The organism is Bacteroidota bacterium (genome assembly GCA_021300195.1).
GTDB lineage: Bacteria > Bacteroidota > Bacteroidia > J057 > JAJTIE01 > JAJTIE01.
Map to the genome: position 1 here is coordinate 1 of JAJTIE010000024.1, position 18,020 is coordinate 18,020.

The 18,020-nt window shown below is 57.3% G+C and carries 14 protein-coding genes and 2 pseudogenes; 9 read left to right on the top strand and 7 right to left on the bottom strand.

Going from position 1 to position 18,020, the window contains the following annotated elements:
* The coding region (locus LW884_06250; protein ID MCE3007933.1) for a hypothetical protein at positions 1 to 645 on the top strand (645 nt) is incomplete at its 5' end.
* A gap of 161 nt (positions 646 to 806) precedes the next feature.
* On the top strand, positions 807 to 1,112 hold the full coding sequence (locus LW884_06255) for a hypothetical protein (protein ID MCE3007934.1): 306 nt from the start codon (positions 807 to 809) through the stop codon (positions 1,110 to 1,112).
* A gap of 136 nt (positions 1,113 to 1,248) precedes the next feature.
* On the opposite strand, the pseudogene LW884_06260 reads toward LW884_06255, so the two are convergent.
* Positions 1,249 to 2,330: pseudogene (locus tag LW884_06260) on the bottom strand (IS3 family transposase).
* Between the two features lie 99 nt (positions 2,331 to 2,429).
* Here LW884_06260 and LW884_06265 point away from each other — a divergent pair.
* Positions 2,430 to 2,629: pseudogene (locus LW884_06265) on the top strand (transposase).
* 265 nt (positions 2,630 to 2,894) lie between these two features.
* On the opposite strand, the gene metH reads toward LW884_06265, so the two are convergent.
* Together metH and rsmA are read right to left on the bottom strand one after the other, a co-directional pair.
* Complete coding sequence (metH, locus tag LW884_06270; GenBank protein MCE3007935.1) at positions 2,895 to 6,632, bottom strand: methionine synthase; 3,738 nt, start codon at positions 6,630 to 6,632, stop codon at positions 2,895 to 2,897.
* 252 nt (positions 6,633 to 6,884) lie between these two features.
* Positions 6,885 to 7,628: a 16S rRNA (adenine(1518)-N(6)/adenine(1519)-N(6))-dimethyltransferase RsmA gene (gene rsmA, locus LW884_06275; GenBank protein MCE3007936.1), complete on the bottom strand. Its 744-nt coding sequence runs from the start codon at positions 7,626 to 7,628 to the stop codon at positions 6,885 to 6,887.
* 89 nt (positions 7,629 to 7,717) lie between these two features.
* On the opposite strand from rsmA, the gene LW884_06280 reads away from it, so the two are divergent.
* The 5 genes from LW884_06280 to LW884_06300 all read left to right on the top strand — a co-directional run bounded on the left by LW884_06280 (position 7,718) and on the right by LW884_06300 (position 13,910).
* On the top strand, positions 7,718 to 9,172 hold the full coding sequence (locus tag LW884_06280; protein ID MCE3007937.1) for a leucyl aminopeptidase: 1,455 nt from the start codon (positions 7,718 to 7,720) through the stop codon (positions 9,170 to 9,172).
* On the top strand, positions 9,169 to 10,269 hold the full coding sequence (gene pdxA / locus LW884_06285; GenBank protein ID MCE3007938.1) for a 4-hydroxythreonine-4-phosphate dehydrogenase PdxA: 1,101 nt from the start codon (positions 9,169 to 9,171) through the stop codon (positions 10,267 to 10,269). Before LW884_06280 ends, pdxA begins: the two co-directional genes overlap by 4 nt.
* Positions 10,270 to 10,296: 27 nt before the next feature.
* Positions 10,297 to 11,214 (top strand): rhomboid family intramembrane serine protease, encoded by a 918-nt coding sequence (locus LW884_06290; GenBank protein ID MCE3007939.1) that lies wholly within the window; start codon positions 10,297 to 10,299, stop codon positions 11,212 to 11,214.
* Positions 11,198 to 12,409 carry an endonuclease/exonuclease/phosphatase family protein gene (locus tag LW884_06295; protein ID MCE3007940.1) on the top strand — a complete coding sequence of 404 codons (1,212 nt, stop codon included), beginning with the start codon at positions 11,198 to 11,200 and terminating at the stop codon, positions 12,407 to 12,409. Before LW884_06290 ends, LW884_06295 begins: the two co-directional genes overlap by 17 nt.
* A gap of 118 nt (positions 12,410 to 12,527) precedes the next feature.
* Positions 12,528 to 13,910, top strand: coding sequence for an OmpA family protein (locus tag LW884_06300; protein ID MCE3007941.1), 1,383 nt, complete (start codon positions 12,528 to 12,530; stop codon positions 13,908 to 13,910).
* Between the two features lie 175 nt (positions 13,911 to 14,085).
* Here the strand turns inward: LW884_06300 and LW884_06305 are convergent, their stop codons facing one another.
* The 4 genes from LW884_06305 to LW884_06320 all read right to left on the bottom strand — a co-directional run bounded on the left by LW884_06305 (position 14,086) and on the right by LW884_06320 (position 17,060).
* Positions 14,086 to 14,463, bottom strand: a complete 378-nt coding sequence (locus LW884_06305; protein ID MCE3007942.1) for a hypothetical protein — start codon at positions 14,461 to 14,463, stop codon at positions 14,086 to 14,088.
* Positions 14,464 to 14,664: 201 nt separating this feature from the next.
* Positions 14,665 to 15,213: a hypothetical protein gene (locus tag LW884_06310; protein ID MCE3007943.1), complete on the bottom strand. Its 549-nt coding sequence runs from the start codon at positions 15,211 to 15,213 to the stop codon at positions 14,665 to 14,667.
* Between the two features lie 28 nt (positions 15,214 to 15,241).
* Entirely contained in the window at positions 15,242 to 15,568 is a 327-nt protein-coding gene (locus LW884_06315) for a DUF3467 domain-containing protein (GenBank protein MCE3007944.1), read from the bottom strand.
* A gap of 112 nt (positions 15,569 to 15,680) precedes the next feature.
* Positions 15,681 to 17,060, bottom strand: coding sequence for a hypothetical protein (locus tag LW884_06320; GenBank protein ID MCE3007945.1), 1,380 nt, complete (start codon positions 17,058 to 17,060; stop codon positions 15,681 to 15,683).
* Between the two features lie 276 nt (positions 17,061 to 17,336).
* On the opposite strand from LW884_06320, the gene LW884_06325 reads away from it, so the two are divergent.
* Positions 17,337 to 17,891, top strand: coding sequence for a hypothetical protein (locus LW884_06325; GenBank protein MCE3007946.1), 555 nt, complete (start codon positions 17,337 to 17,339; stop codon positions 17,889 to 17,891).
* Positions 17,892 to 18,020: the final 129 nt, after the last annotated feature.

Here is an 18,020-nt window from a genome sequence, read left to right on the forward strand (position 1 = left end):
AGCTTCAGAAACTGTGCCCAGATACTGGCCTTGAATCCTAGCTCAGCAAGCGGAGTCTATACAATTGATCCAGATGGTGTGGGAGGTATTTCCGCTTTTAACTGCTACTGCGACATGACCACCGATGGCGGGGGCTGGACCTTGGTGCTCAACTACAACCACCTAGGTGGCACGAACAACCTCCTTACTGTGCGTAATACAGACTTACCTCTACAGGGTTCAACTATCTTGGGTGCATCTAGCGAGGTAGGAACCCCAACTTGGGGCCATGCCGGAAACTCCATGATGAATGCACTTAATTTTACTTTTGTACGCTTCTATGGTATAACTGGGAATCATGGCCGAGTTATCCACTTCAAGACTAATCAGAGCAACCTAATTTCTTACTTCAAAACGGGCGCCGGGATTATCAATATTACTAACCTGCAGTCCACCTTTCAGGTACTGCCCGGTCATACCGCATTCATTCCTGCTGACGCAAATGCTGGCTTTAGCAACCGAGGAGATCTTGCAATGACAGAAATTCCGTTCTATAGAGGTGGGAATTATCACTGGTCGATACGAGGACAGGGTAGCCGCTGGGAGGCGGATGATGTGCCCGCGAATAGCAGCCAAAATACCTATCACCAGATATGGGTTCGGTAGGCGCTTAGTTGACGTATGTATACCAAGAAAAGAGGCCAATGGCCTCTTTTCTGCTTTTTGCCCGGCTGGGTACCCTTGTTGTACAAGCGCATTCCAGAATGGAACGGATATAATTCATTGGGTCTGGACTATCAAGGTACCAGAAATTACCTTGTAAGTCAATGGATAACAGCAAGTTAAGCAGATATAGGCAGAAAAAAATTCTGCAGGCATTCGCCCTGGAGCTAACAGCCACTCAGGCCTCGAATCTTTTGCAGATCAATCGGAACACAATAAATCGTTACTATCGCTTTTTTCGTGAACAAATCTTAGTCCATAAAACCAAAGAATTTGAGCAACAAGTAGGAGAAATAGAGCTGGATGAAAGCTATTTTGGAGGCGTTCGGAAGGGGCTGAGAGGCCGATCAACTGTATACAAAAAGTGCCTGTGTTTGGGCTACTCAAGCGTGGAGGAAAAGTGTATGTAGAGGTGGTACCCGACGTAACAGCCAGAACGATTCGCAGCATCATACGAGACCACGTAGATCCGTCAAGTGTTTTATTTACAGATAGTTACAGTGTAAGCTTCCCCCTTCTTCGGCCATTGGATTGAGAGATTTCAAGTTACGTAGATTTGTTTAGAAACTGCATGGGTGTTAGATAATTGAGGGCTTTGTGTGGCCTGTGATGGTTGTAATCGTGCATCCATTGTTCGGCAAAGGTTCGCACTTCGTGTAGGGATTCGAAGGCCTATGCGTTGAGCAGTTCTTCGCGCAGGGTTCGGTTACAGCGTTCGATGTAGGCATTTTGGGTGGGTTTACCGGGTTGGATGTACTGGATTTGGATGTGGTGTTTTTGGCACCAGTCTTCGAGTTTTTGGCTGATGAATTCGGGTCCATTGTCGGTACGGATGGCTTTGGGCAGGGTTCCGTGGGTGTCGCGCAGCATTTCCAGCACGCGTATGACGCGCAGGGCGGGCAGGGAGGTATCAATTTCGACGTGCAGGGCCTGTCGGTTGTAGTCGTCGAGGATATTCAGGGCGCGGAAGCTGCGCCCGTTCCACAGGCTGTCGTGCACAAAGTCCATGCTCCACACCTGGTTGGGGCCCTGGGGCTGTAAGTGGGGCTGCTTAACGCGCGCAGGCAGGCGTTTTTTGGCCTTGCGTCGCAGGTTCAGGCGCATAGCTGTGTACAGACGGTACAGGCGTTTGTGGTTCCAGCTGTGGCCCTGGTGGCGCAGGCGGTGGTAGCACATCCAAAAGCCGATGGCAGGGTGGTGGGTGACCAAGTCGGTCAGGGCATCTATGAGGGGGACATCTGCGCGGGGGCGCGGGCGGTAGGTGTAGGTGCTGCGGGCAAGGCCCAGCAGCAGGCAGGCCTGCCGCTGGCTCACGCCCCTTTGCACCATGTGCCCACACAGCGCGCGCCGCTGCGCAGCCCCTAGAGCTTTTTTTCGACTGCGTCCTTAAAGGCGTAGTGCAGCAGGCTTAGCTCGGCATACATCTTTTTCAGCCGGGCGTTCTCCTCTTCCAGCTCGCGCACCCGCTTCAGTTCGCTGGCTTCCATGCCGCCATACTTAGCTCTCCAGCGGTGGAAGGTGGCGGGGCTGATGCCGTGATGGCGGCAAAGGTCGGCTATTTTTATGCCTTGTTCGTGCTGCTTCAGCAGCTGCACGATCTGGGTCTCAGTGATCTTTATTCGCTTCATACTTAGGAATTTACAAATGAAAGACTGACGCGCCCCTGAGGGGCTTGTCAAAATCTCTCACTCCAATGGCCGAAGAAGGGGGAAGCTTACAACAGAAGTTACGATGGGCTTGTACTGGATGGCTTTGAGCACCATAGGATTAACCATTCCAAAGAATTTGCACGCGGGAAGCGTAACCATATTAAGGCATTGAAAGCTTTTGGAGCTACGCCAAGGCTAAGCTAGCCAGATACTATGGTATACGAAGGCAAGACTATGCCATTTATTTAAAAGAAATCGAATTTCGTTTTAATTTGCGTGGTGGAAATATGGAAAAGGCTCTTCTTAACATTATTGATTGGCGAGCCTTTTCCACCATTTCCACACGCCAGGTATCACCAACAGAGGAGTTTTTTATAGAAAAAGCAACAACTTCTAAGAAGGCCTGCTAGTCAAGCCCCCCCCCCAATATATATATGTATATGGGGGAAGCTTATTGTGCAGTTTCAGCAGTGCCTGTAGTATAGGATTTGTTCCCGAGCCGGTTATCTCTCTGGGTTCAGCAAGCGATGATCTTTGTGGGTACTATGGCTGGCTAATGGTTACCCGTTCGGGGTCATAGTTTAGCATGGGGGCAAGCCAGCGTTCCATTTCAGCTAGCGTCATCCCCTTTCTGCGGGCATAGTCTTCTACCTGGTCTCTATTTATCTTGCCTACGCCAAAGTATCGGGCATCTGGGTGGCCCAGGTACCATCCGCTCACGCTGGCTGCGGGGTACATGGCCATGCTTTCGGTGAGCTGAATGCCGGTGCGGGCCTCCGCATCCAGCAGGTCGAATAGCAGGGTCTTTTCGGTGTGATCGGGGCAGGCCGGATAGCCAGGGGCCGGGCGGGTGCCACGGTATTTTTCCGCAATCAGCTCTTCGTTGCTCAGCTGCTCGCCGGGTGCATAGCCCCAGTCCTCCCTGCGTACCCGGGCGTGCAGATATTCGGCAAAGGCTTCTGCCAGTCGGTCGGCCAGGGCCTTCACCAGTATGCTCTTGTAGTCATCGTGTTTCTGCTCGAAGCGCAGCACCAGGGGTTCTATGCGTATGCCTGCCGTTACGGCAAAGGCACCTATGTAGTCGGCCTTGCCGCTTTCTTTGGGGGCAATGTAGTCTGCCAGGGCATCGTGCCTGGCAGCGCCCCGCTTCTGCACCTGCTGGCGCAGGCTATGCAGGGTGGTGCGCAGCTGCTGCCGGCTTTCGTCGGTGTACACCTCTATGTCGTCGCCCACACTGTTGGCGGGGAAGATGCCATAGACGGCGCGTGCCTCCAGCAGCTTTTCGCGGATGATGAGGTCCAGCATTTCCTGTGCATCTGCGTACAGTTTTTTGGCCTCGTCGCCTATCACCGCATCTTCAAATATCTGCGGGTACTTTCCCTTCAGCTCCCAGGTGCTGAAGAAGGGGGTCCAGTCTATATACGGGCGCAGTTCCTCCAGCGGAAAGGGGCTTAGTACCTGTATGCCGGTTTTTTGGGGGGGCTCTATCGTATATTTTTCCCAGTCGAAGGTACGGCGGTTGGCCCGCGCCTCCTCTATAGAAATATAATTCTGTTCCGGTTTTTTATTGGCGTGGGCTTCGCGCATGGCATCGTATTCGGTGCGCACCTTCCGGGCGAAGTCATCTTTCTGTTCCGGGGTCAGCAGCAAGCCCACCACGGGTACTGATCGGCTGGCATCCAGTACGTGCACCACAGGGTGCTGGTAGTGGGGGGCAATCTTTACCGCGGTGTGGATCTTGCTGGTAGTGGCCCCGCCGATCAGTAGGGGGATGCTAAACCCCTCGCGCTGCATCTCTTTGGCCACATGCACCATCTCGTCCAGGCTGGGGGTTATCAGGCCACTTAGGCCGATCACGTCCACCTTTTCTTCGCGTGCCTTGGCCAGTATTTTTTCGCTGGGTACCATTACACCCATGTCGATCACCTCATAGTTGTTGCAGGCCAGCACCACGCCCACTATGTTTTTGCCAATGTCGTGCACGTCGCCCTTCACGGTGGCCATCAGTACTTTGCCATTGCTGCGGCCCTCCTCCAGGCCGGCATCGCGTTTTTCCTGCTCAATAAAGGGGATCAGGTAGGCCACGGCTTTTTTCATTACCCGGGCACTCTTTACCACCTGGGGTAGGAACATCTTGCCGGCGCCAAACAGGTCGCCCACCCGGTTCATGCCCTCCATCAGCGGCCCCTCTATCACCTGGATGTGCCGCTCATGGTGGTGGCGTATCTCCTCCACGTCCTCCTCTATGTAGTCGGCTATGCCCTTTAGTAGCGCGTGTACAATTCGGTCTTTCACCGGTTCGCTACGCCACGCCAGTTTGTCTTCCTTGGTTTTCCCGGTCTTGTCCTTTATGGTTTCGGCGTAGCTTACTAGCCTGTCGGTGGCCTCGGGGTTCCGGTTCAGCACCACATCTTCTACCAGTTCTTTTAGCTTGGGTTCAATTTCGTCATAGATCTCCAGCTGGCCTGCATTCACAATGCCCATGTCCATACCTGCCTGGATGGCATGGTACAGAAACACGGCGTGCATGGCCTCGCGTACGGGCTCGTTCCCGCGGAAGCTAAAGCTGATGTTGCTTACGCCGCCACTCACTTTTGCATCGGGCAGGTTTTGCTTGATCCAGCGGGTAGCCTCTATGAAGTCTACCGCATAATTATTGTGCTCCTCTATGCCTGTGGCAATGGCAAAGATGTTGGGGTCGAAGATAATGTCTTCGGGCGGGAAGCCAATTTCGTGCACCAGGATGCGGTAGGCCCGTTCGCAGATCTCTATTTTACGCGCATGGGTGTCGGCCTGCCCTTTCTCGTCAAAGGCCATCACCACCACAGCAGCGCCGTATGCGCGTAGCTTGCGTGCCTGTTCGCGGAACAGGGGTTCCCCCTCCTTCATGCTGATGGAGTTTACGATACCCTTGCCCTGTATGCACTGCAGGCCGGCCTCTATTACCTCCCATTTGCTGCTGTCAATCATGATGGGGATGCGGGCAATGTCTGGCTCGCTGGCCAGCAGGTTCAGAAACCGCACCATGGCGGCCTTGCTGTCCAGCATGCCCTCATCCATGTTCACATCCAGCACCTGGGCCCCCCCCTCCACCTGCTGGCGGGCCACACTTAGTCCCTCATCGTAGTTATCCTCCTTTATCAGGCGGGCAAAGCGGCGGCTGCCAGTTACGTTGGTACGCTCGCCGATGTTTACAAAGTTTGTGGTTTTATTCACCGTGAAAGGCTCCAGGCCACTCAGGCGCAGCTCGTGCGGAATGGCCGGGCGCTTACGTGCGCTGTACCGGTTGGCCACCTGGGCTATGCGGGCTATGTGGGCCGGTGTGGAGCCACAGCAGCCTCCCACTATGTTGAGAAACCCGCTACGGGCAAAGTCTTCCAGCTCGCCACCCATCTCATCCGGCGTCTGGTCATATTCGCCAAACTCGTTGGGCAGGCCGGCATTGGGGTAGCTGCTTATATACACGGGGGCTATGTGGCTCAGGGTTTCCACATAGGGGCGCATATCCTTGGCCCCCATCGCACAGTTGATGCCCACACTCAGCAGGTTGGGCGCATGGCTGATGGAGTTCCAGAAGGCCTCGGTGGTCTGCCCGCTCAGCGTGCGTCCGCTGGCATCGGTTATGGTGGCCGATATCATGACAGGCACCTCTACGCCCTGGGCCGCAAAGTACTGCTGGGCGGCAAAGAGGGCCGCCTTGGTATTCAGCGTGTCTGTTATCGTTTCAAACAGCAGCAGGTCTACCCCCCCCTCTATCAGCGCGGCTATCTGCTCCTGGAAGGCATCCACCATCTGCCTGAAGCTTACGGCCCGGTAGCCCGGGTCGTTCACATCCGGGCTCATGCTCAGCAGCTTGGTGGTGGGGCCCAGGGCCCCCGCCACATAGCGGGGTTTTTCGGGGTTTTTGGCCGTATAGGCATCGGCCAGCTCGCGTGCCAGCCGTACCGAGGCCAGGTTCATGTCTCGCACATAGGGCTCCATGTGGTAGTCGGCCTGGCTGATGGCATTGGCGCTAAAGGTGTTGGTCTCCAGGATGTCGGCACCCGCATCCAGGAAGGCCGTGTGTATCTCTCGGATGATCTGTGGCTGGCTGATGCTTAGCAGTTCGTTATTGCCCTTCACCTGCACCGGCTCTATACCCAGTTCTAGCTCAAAGTTTCGAAAACGCTCGCCTCGGTACTCAGCCTCCCCGGGCTTGTAGCCCTGGATCATTGTCCCCATGGCACCATCCAGTACCAGGATGCGCTTTTCCAGTTCGGTTCTTATATCCGGCTTTGTCATGTGTACTTTTTTTGTTGGAATGATACCAGCGGGGCCGCCCTGGCCCCACGCTCCGGGGGATGTCTCCGCCCAAACAATCAACCTCTTTTTCCGGGGAATGATTTTGCCGTGAACGGAGGCGTAAAGGTACTAAACAGCTTTCGCCTAATAAAATTCCGAACCACTGTATGGGGCGGATTCATGCTCGAGTTCCCCGAATCTCTACCCTGCCCGCTACCCACCAGGCAGCTACCGGCAGGATAGGATGGAGGGCTACCCCAGCTGCCGGGCCAGCAGCGCAAATTCTGCCACGCTCAGGCTCTCGGCACGCCGGTTTCCCCATCCCTCGGGCAGTAGCAGGGGCTGATTTTTCAGGGTGTTGCTCAGCATTTTTCGGCGCTGGGCAAAGGCCGCCTTTACTACCCGGGCCAGGGGCTCCAGGGGCAGCTCGTCGGGCTGCTGGCGCCGTACCAGGCGGATCACCCCACTCTGTACCTTGGGTGGGGGGGCAAAGGCCCCAGCCGGTACGCTGAACGCATACTTCAGCTCGTAGTAGTACTGTAGCAGCACACTCAGTATGCCATACTCCTTGCTACCCGGGCCACTGGCTATGCGCTTGGCTACCTCTTTTTGCAGCATAAAAACCCCCTCTTGCACCCAGGCACGGTGTGCCAGTAGCCTGAATAGGATGGGTGAGCTGATGTGGTACGGCAGGTTGCCAATCCAGGCTTGGGGCAGCTCGGGCAGCCTGTGCTTCAGGATGTCGGCCTGCAGCACCTCCACGCCATCCGGATGGTGCTGCATCAGGTAGGCAATGCTTTCCGGGTCAATCTCCAGGGCCGTGAGCGGCAGCCCGCGGGCTATCAGGTGGCGGGTAAGGATGCCCATGCCGGGCCCGATCTCCAGAACGGCCAGCGGGGCGGCGGCCTGCAACTGGGCTACGATACGGGCCGCAATGCGGTCGTCGTGCAGAAAGTGCTGCCCGAGGTGTTTCTTTGCACGTACCGAATCCGACATTGGGCAAAAATACACTATTTTAAGTGGGCCGAATTACCTAATTTTACGCCCTTGGAAACAGTAGTGAAACCGCCAAAGCTTTGGAAACCATGACTATACAATTTACGGACAAGATAAATCCCAAGTGGCTGACCGTCGTATTCATTTGCCGCGATAACCTGAGCCAGGTAAAGTCTGAGATCCCCAACCTGCCGGCAGACCTGGAGCTGGACCCCACGGACTGCGAGGCTGGTAAGGACTATCGCTACATGACGGCAGACCAGCGCTGGCTTTTTACGGGCGTAGGAGAGCGCATGGAGTTTACGGCCGAAAAGCTGCGCCGTGAGGTAGACAAGGCCGTAAAGGAGGCCAACCGAATGAAGGCCCACCACCTGCAGCTGGTACTGCTGGGCTTCAAAGACCACACCGAGAGCCGCATGATGGCCCGCGCACTGGGCGAGATGCCGCTGCTGTCCAACTACCAGTTCATGCCCCACCGCACGGTGGATACCGATAAGCTGAGTAACAGCCTGAAGGAAGTGTATATCCTGACAGACATCAGCGATATGGCACGCAGGCTGGCAGAAGCGATAAAAGTGGCCGAGGCCACCTGCGAGGCCCGAAACCTGGTAAATGAGCCCCCCAACGTACTGACCAGCCTGGAGCTGGCGGCCCGTGCCAAAAAACTGTGCGAGGCCAAGGGACTGAAGGTGGAGGTACTGAATAAATCCCAGATAGAAAGCCTGAAAATGGGCGGACTGCTGGCCGTAAACCGGGGCAGCCACGATGAGCCTACCTTCACCATCATAGAGCATAAGCCCGCCAACCCCCGAAACAAAAAGCCCGTGGTGCTGGTGGGCAAGGGCATTGTGTTCGACACCGGCGGCCTGAGCCTGAAGCCCACCGCCGGCAGCATGGATAGTATGAAAAGCGATATGGCAGGTGCGGCTGCCGTGATAGGCACCCTGCTAGCTGTGGCTGATAATAGCCTGCCCCTGCACATAGTGGGCCTGATACCCAGCACGGACAACCGGCCGGGCTACAATGCCTACACGCCCAATGACGTGATCACCATGATGGACGGCTCTACCGTAGAGGTGCTGAACACCGATGCCGAGGGCCGCATGATCCTGGCCGATGCCCTGCACTTTGCCAAGCGCTACGAGCCCGAGCTGGTGATAGACCTGGCCACCCTGACCGGCGCCGCCGTAGTAGCCGTGGGCACCCATGCCACCGCCCTGATGGGCACGGCAGACCGGGCCACCAAAAAGAAACTGGAAGATGCAGGCCTGCGCACCTATGAGCGACTGGTGGAACTGCCCCTGTGGGAAGAGTATGCCGAGCAGCTGAAGAGCGACATAGCCGACCAGAAAAACATAGGCGGACGCTACGCTGGCAGCATCACGGCAGCCAAGTTTCTGGAGCACTTTGCCAAGGGCTACCCCTGGATCCACCTGGATATTGCCGGCACTGCCTTCCTGGAAAGTGCGCAAAAGTGGCAACCCAAAAATGCCACCGGCATGGGCGTGCGCCTGCTATATGAATTCCTGTCTACACACGAATGAGCGAAACCCACGATACCCCCACTTTTTCCGCCCCCACACCCATTGTGGTAGGCATCACCCTGGGGGATGTACATGGCATCGGGCCCGAACTGGCCATTCGCATCTTTGCACACGAGGATATGCTGAACCTGTGCACCCCGGTACTCTTCGGCCCGGCGGATGTACTGGCGTACTATCGCAATGCCCTGAATGCTAAGTCTTTCCACGTTAGCCACCCCAAGCAGATAGGCAAATACCCGCCTGGCAAGGTCTACCTGATGGACACCAGCCCAGACTATGGCGAACCTCAGCCCGGCACCCCCAGCCCCCGTGCCGGCAGGGCCGCTGCCGCTGCCCTGGAGGAGGCCGTGAAGCAGCTGGACGTGGGCATGATAGACGTGCTGGTTACCCTGCCTATCGATAAGGCCAGCATACAGAGCGACAGCTTCCCCTATCCCGGCCATACTGAGTTTTTGCAAGACCGGCTGGGAGCCCGGGGCAACCTCATGTTCATGGTATCAGACTGGCTGAAGGTAGCCGTAGCCACCAACCACCTACCGCTGGAGGAGGTGGCCCGCAGGCTAACCAAAGAAGGGATACTACAGAAGATAGAGGCCATGCACCAGAGCCTGCGGCTAGACTTTGGGCTGGAGAAGCCCCGCATAGCCGTGCTGGGCCTAAACCCCCATGCCGGAGACGGTGGCCTGCTGGGAAAGGAAGAAAAAGACGTCATCAAACCTGCCCTGGAGGCTGCTAAAAAGGCTGGCATCTTTGCGATAGGACCCTATCCGGCAGATGGTTTTTTTGCCAATCATGCCTACCGAAAGTTTGATGCCGTGCTGGCCATGTACCACGACCAGGGCCTAATCCCCTTCAAGACGCTGGCAGGCCATGAGGGCATAAATTTTACGGCGGGGCTTAGCGCCATCCGCACCAGCCCGGACCATGGCACTGCCTACGACCTGGCCGGAAAGGGCGAGGCCGACCTGAGCAGTGCGCGTGCTGCCATCTTCTGGGCCATAGACCTGTATCGGCAGCGACGAGAAAACCTGGCCCTGGCACAGGGTGCCCTCAAGACGGGCGCTGCGGCAGGCCTTATTGCCCCCGAGTCACCCTAAATCCGAAACAACTGCTATTTTTGCTATATGGCAGCCTTTGTTGACGATATCCGGCACCGCTTTATCCCCACCTATGGGGCCATCGGCTGGCTCATTGTCATAAATGTGGGGGTGTACGTAGCCCTCTCGGTGGCTTACGTGTTGCTTTTTCTACTTGGGCAGCAGCACCTCTTCTACACCGTGTATGGCTATCTGGCCCTGCCCACACACCTGGCTAGCCTGCTAGCCCAGCCCTGGAGCCTGTTTACCTACATGTGGGTGCACGACATGCGCACCACGGTTATGGGCAGTGTCTTCCACATTTTGTTCAACATGCTGTGGCTCTACTGGGTGGGCGGCCGCATTCTGCGCCCCTATCAGCCCGATAGGCGCATCTGGTTTCTATTTGTGGCCGGTGCCCTATGTGGTGCCTGCCTTACCCTGCTGGCCTACAACCTGCTGCCCGTCTTTGCCGGCCAGCGGGGCACCATGGTGGGGGCATCGGCAGGCGTTACGGCCATTATGGTGGCTGCGGCCACTCTGCTGCCCAATACGGCCCTGCACCTACTGTTCTTTGGCACCGTGCGCCTGGTGTGGCTGGTGGCAGCCTTCCTCTTTATCGACTTTCTGTCCATAGCCATGTCCGGAAATAAGGGCGGTGTCATTGCCCACCTGGGTGGGGCACTCTTTGGCTACCTGTACATGCGTAGTGTGAAGAGTGGCCACGACTGGGGGCAGCCCTTCTTCCGGCTCTTCAGCAGGCGCAGGCGCCGCTCGCCCCTGAAGATTGTGGCCAAGAAAAAAGCCGGAGTACCCCAGACCGGTACCTATGCCGGCAAGCCCGGCAAGCCCGGCAAGCCCAGCCAGGCAGAGGTAGACCGCATACTGGACAAGATTGCCAAGGTGGGCTATGAAAAGCTGACCCAGGAGGAGAAGCAAATCCTGTTTGATGCCAGCCGGGCGTAGTGGGTGGCGGCTACTGCTGCACAGGCTGCTGCTGCTGCTGAACATGCTGTGCGTGCTGCCCGGCCTGCTGGCCCTACTGGCACCATTTGTGCCGAGTACCAGCTGGTTTGTGCCCAGTGTGCTGGCCCTCTTTGCCCCCTACCTGCTGCTGCCTGCCCTGCTATGGGCCCTGCTGTGGGCCAGCAGCCGGAGGTGGATCTGGCTACTGGCCAATATCGGCATCCTGGCACTAGGCTGGCCGCAGCTAAGGGCCAGCCTGCAGCTCAATGGCCAGGGTGCTGCCAACCGCTACGACATTCGGGTGATCAGCCTGAATGTAAATGCCTTTGGCTATCGACACAAGAATTTTGAGCAGCTTCGGACTTTTCTGGCCAAGTATCGGCCAGACATTGTGTGCCTGCAAGAGTTCTACGAACAGCAGCGCCTGCGGCCCGACTACTTTCAGCGCCTGAAGAAAACCCTGGGCCTAAAGTACCATGAGTTTATTGAGCTATATCCGGGCAAACGCTTCGGCCTGCTGTTCCTTTCTCGCTACCCCATCACGGATGCAGGTGCCGTAACGGAGATAAACCCCAAAACCAAAAATGGTATTGCCTATGCTGATCTCTCGCTTTACGGCCAGGCCCTGCGGGTATACAACCTGCACCTGGAGAGCTATAGCCTGAGCCCCGCCCAGCGCAAGGCGCTGTATGAAACCGTGGCGGATGCCGAGCCGCGCCGTAGGCGCCGAAAGCGACAGCCAGGGCCAAAGAATAACGAAGACTACGAGCAGCGGCCCAGCGAGCCCCACCCCGAGCGCCCACTGCCCCCACAGCCCCCGGTGGAGGCGGACCTGAACGCGTGGGAAATGATAAAGGTGATGGTAAAGAAGTGGCGAATACAGGAAAATCAGCTTGCCCTGCTGCAAGACCACCGAACAGCCTGGCAGGGCCGACCCAGCCTGCTGTGCGGAGACCTGAACAACCCGCCCTACACCCACATCTACTACGCCGCACGGGCCGAGCTGCAAGACTGCTATATGCTGAAGGGCAATGGGCTGGGCCATACCTATGGCAGGGGGCTTACGGCCATGCGCATCGACTATGTAATGGCAAGCAAGCACCTGAGCACCCACCGCTACCAAACCCTGGATACAGAGGGCATAAGCGACCACAAGGCCGTTTTGGTTTCACTCCGATTTGGTTTTCACAATTAGATTAATCGTTTGTATGGCCCGATAGAATCGGGCTTTTTGTCGACGAACGCACAAATTCGGGTTGCGAACGGGCTAATCTTTGCCGTACTTTGGCCCAAACGATACCTGTATGAAAAGCATGCTGTTTTCATTATCCTTCGGCCTGCTGCTGGCGGGATGTGGGGCTGCGAACAAGAATAAGCAAGGTGCCAGCCCCAAAGGCTCCCTCTTGCCCGAGAGTGAAAAGCTGGCGAGCACAGATGGCCCCGCACCGGCGGGCTATCGGCCTGTGTTTATGAATGGTGTGGAGCTTTTCTCCGCCGGGGCCAAGTACAGGCCTAGCCTGGAGGTTACCCGCATAGCACAGCAGGGGCAGGAGGTAAGCCTGTATGTACATCTGGCCGACACCAGCGGGCACTACCTGGCACAGGCTGCTGGCCCGGACGGACAACGGCTGTGGTGCCAGCTGGAGGAAACACAGGGTACGAGCACCCAGCGTGTAAAAGACTTCCGGCTGGAGGAAACAGGCCCAATGCCTACCGCCTATGCCCTGGTAATGGACCACAGTGCCAGTATGGGCGAACAGGGCGCACGGGCTGCACAGGCTGCTGCAGCACAGTTTATCCAGAATAAGAACCCGGATGATGCAGTTTGCCTCATCAAGTACGACAACAATGTGAAGCAGGAAAGCCCCCTTGCAAAGGATCAGGCAGAGCTCCTGGTATCGCTGCGGCAGAATGGCCTGGAAGGCTATGGCTATACCACCGCCTACTACGATGCCATCTATGAGGGCATACAGGTACTGAAAGAGGCTACTGGCTATGCCCGCAGGGTTGTGCTGGTGTATACCAATGGCGTGGACAACAGCAGCAGCCACACCGCCCAGCAGGTGCTGGCCGAGGCACAGACGGCACAGATAATGATCTGTAGCATCGACCTGGGTACGGACGTGCAGCCTGGGGCACTGGCCAGCCTGAGCGCTGCCACGGCAGGCCAGTATCGCCATATCTACTTGCGCGACGAATTCGCCCCGGCCTTTCGGGATATCTACGCGCGGCTGAACGCGGGCTACAGGATTACCTACACACCTGCCACCTATGGGCCACATACCGTACGCCTGAAGCTGTGCCTGCCCCAGGCAGAACTGGCGGCAAGTGCTACCTATGACAACAGCCCAAAAGCGGGCGAAACCCTCCGTCTGAATGTGTTTTTTGCCTTGGGTAGCAGCCAGCTAGCCGCCGAGAGCCAGGAAGCACTAAATAATGTGGTGGAACTGCTAAACAGCCATCCGGATGTCCGAATTGCCCTCTATGGCCACACCGACAACACTGGGAACAGCCAGCAGAACCAGCAGCTGAGCCAGCAGCGAGCGGATGCTGTAAAACAGGCCCTTGTCCAAAAGGGTATTAAGGCTGAGCGTATAGAAACTAGGGGGTACGGTGCGGAGCGACCCATAGCCCCCAACACCACTCCCGAAGGCCGCGCCCAAAACCGACGTACAGAATTTGTCATCCTGGAGTAGATTTGGAGGGAGACACCCGGTCCGGAATTAGAGCTACCTAAGTGAAGGGTCGAGCCTGCTAGGAACGTGCCATTCGGCTAAGGGCGGTTGGGAAGGCTTGAGCGCGCGTGAAAAAAGCTGAAAACCCCAGGCTTTACAGGTAAACCGCAACTCCCTACCGACTAGCTATACACCTCTACTCAGCCTGAGCGGCAATCACAAGCGCTGTCTCCTTCGCCAGCCCCTTATAGATCAATACGACACGGTAGGTACCGGGCTTCAGGCTTTTTGTGTGGAAGGGAATGGTGTTTTCGCCACTCGCTTGCACAAATTGTGCTTGCCACAGGATCTTCTGCCGCTCGTTGTACAGCCGGATCTCTACCAGGCCGTCATAGGGGATGGTGTAGTCGATCCGTGCCTGTTTACCGGCCTGCTGTAGGCCCCTTATCTCAAGGTCCAGCACGGCAGGTTTTATCTTCTGCCTGCTACGGTACTGCCCGGCCTGTTGGGGCTGTGCCCACAGGGCAGCAAGGCTGCCTGGCACCAGGAGAACGAGTATAAGCAGACGCTTCATAGATGTGGCGTAGTCCTCAGAAACAGACCAAAACTAGTCAAGACACTGGCTAATATACACAACAGAGAGGTACCGGGCAAGTGGCTGCCAGCTGCAGGCTGAAAATGCCGAGTAAGCGGGGGCCATAGATACCGTAGTGCCTGCCGATCTGACTATCCACTTGGCCTACCCCATACCCGGTTCACCCAGGTGGCAGGCGGGCTAGTTCAGCTTGGTGTTCAGCAGGAAGTCGCACTCGCTATAGGTTTCCTGCGCCTGTTTTGTGGCCTGGCTCATCAGCTGGTCCAGCTCGCGAAAGAGGAGGAGGAAGTGCCGAAGATTTGGGTCCATGCGGTCTTGTGCCTTCATTTCGCCGAAGCGGGTGTACACCGCCATCAGCTCATTGTTGTAGCGCTGCCAGGCAAACCAGTAGCCCTTCAGCTTATCTTGTATCTGGTCATTGCGCTTGCGCAGCAGGATTAGCTGGCTCAGGCTGCTGGCCCGGTTGGCCTCTATGTTGCGCGGGTTGGCCAGCAGCTCGCTGATACTCGATACTTCCTTCCACACGGTCTCAGCCTCTTGCACCAGCTGCTGTAGCAGGGGTATCTGCCTGTCCATCAGGTGCATCATTTCGTTCTGCATATCCACAAAGCTGGACAGCTGGCTGCCCTGTGCCCGGGTGGTAGCGGCAGGTAGAAGGGCCAGCAGGAGGGCTGCCAGCAGGGTGGCACACACCGGATGCGGAAAAAGCCTGGTGGGTAGCAGCATCATATTCCTGTATGCAGGCGGTGGGGGGGGCCTAGGCCATACCGGTTGGCCCACCAAAATTCATGGGGGGCATGGCCAGTTCATTTTCGTTCATCTCGATTTCGCCAAATTGGCTCTCAAACTTGGCGATGTTGTCCTGGATGGCTAGCAGCAGGCGCTTGGTGTGCTGGGGGGTCATGATGATGCGGCTCTTCACCTTGGCCTTGGGCACCCCGGGCAGGATGCGGATGTAATCCAGGATAAACTCGGCATTGCTGTGCGAGATAATGGCCAGGTTGCTGTATATGCCCTCGGCTACGTCTTCGCTCAGTTCTATATTCAGCTGGTTGCTGTGCTCGTGGTTTGGGGTTTCTGCCATGGATTATCTTTTTTCGATACAGGCTGCCAAGGTACAATTATTCTCTGGCAAGTGCAGGGGTTTTTCTGCTGATGTTAGGGTGTGCCCGCGTACGGGCTCTTTGGAAATACCTTCATTCAGCCTGCTCCATGCGGATGTGTAGCTGCCGGGGCAGGTAGTTGTTGCAGCGGGTACCCAGCTGCTTTAGCCAGCCCAGGGGCAGCTGGTGGTAGGTGGCCAGCTGCCAGCCCTTCGGGCAGTCGGGCTGCGGATCTCGGCCCCTCAGGTAGGCCAGGGCTTGTTCCCGGCTCAGCTCCACCTGTGGGGGCTGGTGCATATAGTGCGGGTGCATGGCCAGCTCGTGGGTGGGCACCCAGTCTGCACCCTTCGGGCTGGCCAGGGGCAGGTCTCGCAGCAGCCAGTGCAGGCGGCAGGGCGGCAGGGCGCTGGGGTAGTCTGCATACAGGCTGTGGCCCTGCAGCTGGGCCTCATAGCCCTCGGCTAGCCGGATCCAGCCCGGTAGGCCAGTTGGCAGCGTTTTTTTCTTTTTTTCCGGACTAGCCCACTCGGTAGGGGTGGGGGGGGCCTGTCCCTTTTGCACCGCTGCCAGATAGAAGCCCTCGCCCCGCACCCGGTGTGGGTAGGCCTGCCAGCCCAGGGGCTGCGCTGGCCCGGGCAGGGGCACAAAGCCCCAGGCTTCGGGCAGCTGCAGGGGGCAGCTGCGGGCCTGGGGATGCTGTGCCAGCAGCCAGGCCAGGTTTTCCGTATTCTCCTGTGTGCTGTAGGTACAGGTGCTGTACAGCAGCCAGCCGCCCGGCTTCAGCAGCCGCCAGGCCTGTGCCAGTATGTCCTGCTGGCGCAGGGCACAGGCCTGCACGGCGGCCGGGCTCCACTCGTCCATGGCCTCGGGCTGCCTGCGCCACAGGCCCTCGCCGCTGCAGGGGGCATCTACCAGTATCAGGTCGAAGGCCTCCCCTAGCTGCTGTGCCAGCTCCTCGGGCCGGTGCCTGCATACACGTATGTGCCCACGCAGGGGGCCTGCCCCGCCGCCGGCCCCCCAGCGCAGCACGTTCTCGCGCAGGATGAGGGCCCGTTTGGAGATGGGCTCGTTGGCAATCAGCTCACTACCGGGTGGCAGCGCCTCGGCCAGTAGGGTAGTTTTGCCGCCGGGGGCCGCGCATAGGTCTAGCGCCAGCAGGGGCGGGCAGTGGGCGGGCAGCAGCTGGCGCACCGCCTCGGCCACCAGCATACTGCTGGCCTCCTGCACGTAGTAGGCACCAGCATGGTGTGCGGGGTCTAGCGTGAAGCTGGGCCGCTGGACCAGGTAGTAGCCACCCGGGCACCAGGGTATGGGCTCGGCCAGGGCCAGGGTGGATGCCAGGGGCTGCTTGTGCGGGTTCTGCCGGATGCTAACCGGCGGCGGGCTAGCCAGGGCTGCGGCCAGGGCTGCCGTTTCCGGGGCTGTGGGTAGCCCGAAGCCGGGGGGTAGGGTAGGGGAAGACGGCTTGCTCACAGCGCAAAGATTTCATTTTTGGCGTACTCACCCGCTTCCCCACAAAAATAATGCCCCCGAAACTAATGCCAGATGGAGCAAACATGAAGCGCCGTCATCCCTGGGCGCACGGCTAGCTGGCCGCGCTGGCCCAAGCCAACCGGACTATGTATAATATAATTAATATTTGTTTATGTAGTCATGTTGTTTAGTGTTATTCTAAATATGAGATTTTGCTGTTCTCATTCGAAATTAAATTCGTAAATTGAGTTGTATTTCGTCTACTAAACTTCTACTATGAAACGCCTGGTTCTTTGTCTGTTACTCCTCCTTGCTTCTTCGCTCTTTACGCGTGCCTTTGCCAATGCGGTGGTTGTGTCCAACGTTGAGCGGGTGGGCGCAAGTCAGGTTCGGTTTTCCGTTAGCTGGGAGAACAGCTGGCGGGTGGGCGGTGCACCTGGCAACCACGATGCCGTGTGGGTGTTCGTCAAGTTTCGCCGCTGCGACTCAAACGATCCCCAGTTTAGCCACGCCCTGCTGAGCACTACCATGGCCGACCATACGGTTAGCGCTGGCTTGGCCTTTGCCCAGAACATCACCACCACCGACCGGCTGGGCAATGCGGGCAACCACAACACCGGTGCCATGGTGCGCCGCAGCACCGAGGGCATTGGCCACATAAGCGGCGAAACCGTAACCCTGGCAGTAGTGGGGGCCACAGATGGAAATACCTTTGAGCAGAATGTAGACTACGAGATACGCGTATATGCCATCGAGATGGTACAGGTACCTCAGGCCGCCTACTGGGCCGGAGATGTGGCGGGACCCCTTACCTATAAATTGTACTACTAGCCTTCATGTCTTTCATTTTGGGTTGATGTTTTTGGATTTTGAGAGCTGAATTTTCGAACTGTTTCAGCTGGCCTCAGTCCATTGTTTCGATATCCTCTGTGGGGTCGTTCATAGTTGTAGTGTTCTAGC